Source organism: Acidobacteriota bacterium, assembly GCA_016208495.1.
Taxonomy (GTDB): domain Bacteria; phylum Acidobacteriota; class Blastocatellia; order Chloracidobacteriales; family Chloracidobacteriaceae; genus JACQXX01.
This window is the reverse complement of sequence record JACQXX010000154.1, coordinates 1-3,678: the sequence shown is the minus strand read 5'-3', so window position 1 is coordinate 3,678 and position 3,678 is coordinate 1. Positions and strand designations below refer to the sequence as shown.

At 48.2% G+C, this 3,678-nt stretch carries 4 protein-coding genes; all 4 read left to right on the top strand.

Annotation, left to right across the window (positions count from 1 at the left end):
* Positions 1 to 35 precede the first annotated feature (35 nt).
* On the top strand, positions 36 to 782 hold the full coding sequence (locus tag HY774_28320; GenBank protein MBI4752414.1) for a tetratricopeptide repeat protein: 747 nt from the start codon (positions 36 to 38) through the stop codon (positions 780 to 782).
* A 263-nt stretch (positions 783 to 1,045) separates the two neighbouring features.
* A complete protein-coding gene (locus tag HY774_28315) occupies positions 1,046 to 2,497 on the top strand; it encodes an MFS transporter (GenBank protein ID MBI4752413.1) in 1,452 nt (483 codons plus the stop codon).
* A gap of 280 nt (positions 2,498 to 2,777) precedes the next feature.
* The gene (locus HY774_28310) at positions 2,778 to 3,044 is read left to right on the top strand and encodes a hypothetical protein (GenBank protein ID MBI4752412.1); all 267 of its coding nucleotides are present in this window, start codon (positions 2,778 to 2,780) and stop codon (positions 3,042 to 3,044) included.
* Between the two features lie 36 nt (positions 3,045 to 3,080).
* A partial coding sequence (locus tag HY774_28305) for an SMI1/KNR4 family protein (GenBank protein MBI4752411.1) occupies positions 3,081 to 3,678 on the top strand: 598 nt, incomplete at its 3' end.

The window sequence follows — 3,678 nt, the reverse complement described above, 5'->3', positions numbered from 1 at the left end:
GGCACCGGGGCTTCCTTGGGCACGTTCAAGCGGATATGCGAGACCTCAAGGTCTTTGTCGAAGTGGTAGAGGGCTTTTTCTTTGGGTTTTATTGGACAAACGCCATGAATCGTGGGTTTGTCAAAGAAGCTGAAGATAAACTCCGTCAGGCACAGGCGAATCCGAGTCAACCAGGCTCGTCGGGAACCCCAACCGGTCAACCCCCACATGATGACGTTCACTCAAATGTCACCACCGAGCAAGCCAACCCCGAAGAAATTGCCCAGGCGCTTGACTATGCCCAAAAAAACCGGGGCAACTATGAAGCCCAGATGAATGTGGGCAAATATCTGTATTTCGTGGGCAAAAAACTGCCTGAAGCTCGTGCCTGTTTTGAAGATGCACTCAAAACCAAACCCAATGACATGGAAGCCCTGGTGACACTGGGGAATGTTTCCTTTGACGAGCAAAAATACGATATCGCCCAAAAGCATTATGAACAGGCCCTTAAACTGAACGATAAGGACGTCAATGTCCGGACTGACCTTGGAAACACTTTTTTCCAGCGTCAGCAATTTGATAAAGCGATTTCCCTCTATCAAGAATCACTCAAACTCGATCCCAAACACATTCCAACCCTCTTTAATCTGGCCTCAGCTCAAATTCGGACCAACAAAGTGGCTGAAGCAAAAGCCACGATTGATGAGCTGGCCAAAGTTGACCCCCAAAATCGAGCACTTCCTGATTTGAAAGCCGCCCTTGACTCCGCATCCAGTACCAAACGGGATATTCCAACTCATTAAGAAAGCGAAGTCGTGAAATAGTGAAATAGTGAAATAGATAAAAACCTATTCCACCTCGCTACTTCACGACTTCGCTATAGAGTTTCAGCTAAAGAAACCACGAAATCCACGAAAAATAAGTCCAAATATTTCAATGATTTTGAGATATTGTCAGTAGAAACACGGGGAAATATTTATCTAAAAAGCTATATTTCGCTACTTCGCTACTTCGCTACTTCGCTATTTCGCTGGTTCGCTATTTCGCTCCTCGAAAAGGACTTTCCATGCCTCAGCCACTTGTCGCACCCACGACTTCTGACTCGGATCAGAGTTCAGTGACCGTTCGGTATGCCACCTTCGTCCTCATTTCGCTCACCGTACTTAACCTGCTGAACTATACCGACCGATTTATCTTTGCCGCACTGATTCCCTATATTCAACGAGATACACATTTCACCGATCAACAATTTGGATTGATCGGGAGCGCCTTTACCTGGATCTATACCATTTGTGCTCCGCTGTTCGGTTATTTTGGAGACCGGTATCATCGAGGAAAACTCATTGCCATTGGAATTTCAATCTGGAGTCTGGCCACGGCGGCGGCGGGAGTTTCGCGCAGTTTCATGCAGTTGCTGGTTTCGCGCTCAGCCGTTGGGATTGGTGAAGCCAACTACGCCACGATTGCCCCAGGGCTCTTATCTGATTTTTTTACCAAGGAACGTCGTGGACTGGCCATGAGCATTTTTATGGCGGCCATCCCGATTGGAACAGCGGTCGGCTATCTGGTGGGCGGCTTTTTTGGCGATCCGTTACATCTTGGCTGGCGACATACCCTGTTTCTGGTTGGACTCCCTGGCCTGGTCGCGGCGTTGATTATGTTCTTTATTCGCGAGCCAGTTCGTGGTGCGATGGATAAAAATCAAGTTGATGAACCACCCTTAGGTGACCAGTCACCCCAATCTCAGTTCCAGGCCGATTCCCCAGTTCCCGGTTTTGTTCAATATCTCCCTTCACCGTTTCAGTTATTGTGGAACGTTTTCCAAAAAGACTACTTCCCACTGTTCACCAATCGCGGATACATGCTGGCCTGTCTGGGTTATGCCGCCGTCACGTTTTCAGTGGGGGCGCTGGTTTACTGGGCACCGAAATGGATGACCAACGATAAAGGCATCACGGCCCAGGAGGCCAACAACGTGCTTGGAGTGTGCGCGGTGTTTGGCGGTGCGATTGGAACCATTATTGGTGGCATTGTCGGGGATCGGCTTCAAAAACATGTTCGTGGGGCCTACCTCTGGATTTGTGCCATCAGCGCGGCCCTCTCAGCCATTCCAACCGTAGTGGCGGTTATGTCTCCAGATAAGATGGTGTACCAGACTTCGATCTTCATTGCGATTACAATTCTTTTCCTTGGAAATGGCCCCATCAACACGGCCCTGGTCAACCTGGTGCCCCCGACCCTGCGGACAACTGCATTGGGTCTGGTGGTTGTGATTATTCACGTTTTAGGCGATGGGATTTCCCTCTCGCTGGTCGGCGCGATTTCAACCTGGATTCAACAGATGGCGGCTCAGGGACAGGCGTTCCCGGCGATTGTCACCCTGGTGGCGCAGATCTTTCACCTCAACCCCGCGACCCAATCACTTTCAGTCGCACTGGTGCTCATGCCGCTTGGAATGGTGTTTGGCGGGTTCCTCTACTGGCTTGGACTGCACACACCGGAAGGCAAAAAGTTATAAGGGACCCAGAAGAAAATAAAATCCCACTGAAATCGGGTTCAGGGTTCAGGGTTCAGGGTTCAGGGTTTCGGCGATGAGTTGACTGATCCGACTCAAGATGAAGACTGGGGAACTGGCGGGTACCCTCAACGTGGAGTATCTGGCCCTGAACCCTGAACCCTGAACCCTGGTGGTATGATATTTCCATCCGACTCCCTAAGTGACTGAAAAATAAGGGAAAGACTGTGACCCGCGAACACATTCCAGAATGGGTGATGAACCAAAAAGAGGTCATTGGTTTATGAACGACGTTGATCTTGCCTATCCGCCGTGCCGACTGGTCATCGAACTTGATCAAAACCACAAATCAAACCTCACCATTGTGATTGAGCCCTGGGGGGAATCCTATCAGTTGCAAGCCGCTGATAAACTTGAAATTTTCCCTCAAGGCAATGGATATTTTCATCAGGTAATCGCTGGGGAAACTCTATTTGTGTACTTCGAAGCCGGATACGATTACCCTCAACTTGTTAAAAACGGAGTTGATGTGACAGGACAATGCTCTTGATTCTCAAAAAAGAGAATTGTATCGGGGGAGGAACGTGTGATTGGAAATCTCCTAAAAACCTACTGGTTGAGTAAGGGAATCAAAGTTGGTCGAGGAGTTACTGAAAAGATAATTGAACAGTTTGAGCAGAAGTATTCAGTTCGGTTACCAGAGGATGTGTGTGACTATTTTATTGAAGTCAATGGAATGGATAACTCCAGTGATTCTGAGTATTGGGTATGGGATGACCAGGAAATTACTTTTTGGTCGCTTCAAGATATAACGCGACTCCCAACTGATGCCCAACTGATTCGGGTTCACAATCCAACCTGTCTTTTCGAATTTGCGGATTGGAGTATTTGTGCTCACACCTACGCTATCCATTTATCTAATAACTTACAGGAACCTAATCCTGTTTATGTTCTTTATGACCAGCCAATTCAAATAGCCAACTCGTTTACAGAATTTGCCCTTGAATATATTAAAACAAACAATGACATTTTGTTTCCAGACCCCAGGAATTCCCGGCGAGCAGGCCAGGTAGACCCGATCTTTGTCGGTCAGGCTGGTTTGTCACCTCCAGCCGACAGACCACAAGTGAACCTGCGGTTGAGTTGGAAACAGCAGGCCAGAGAGTTTCAATTGAGTGTTGAGG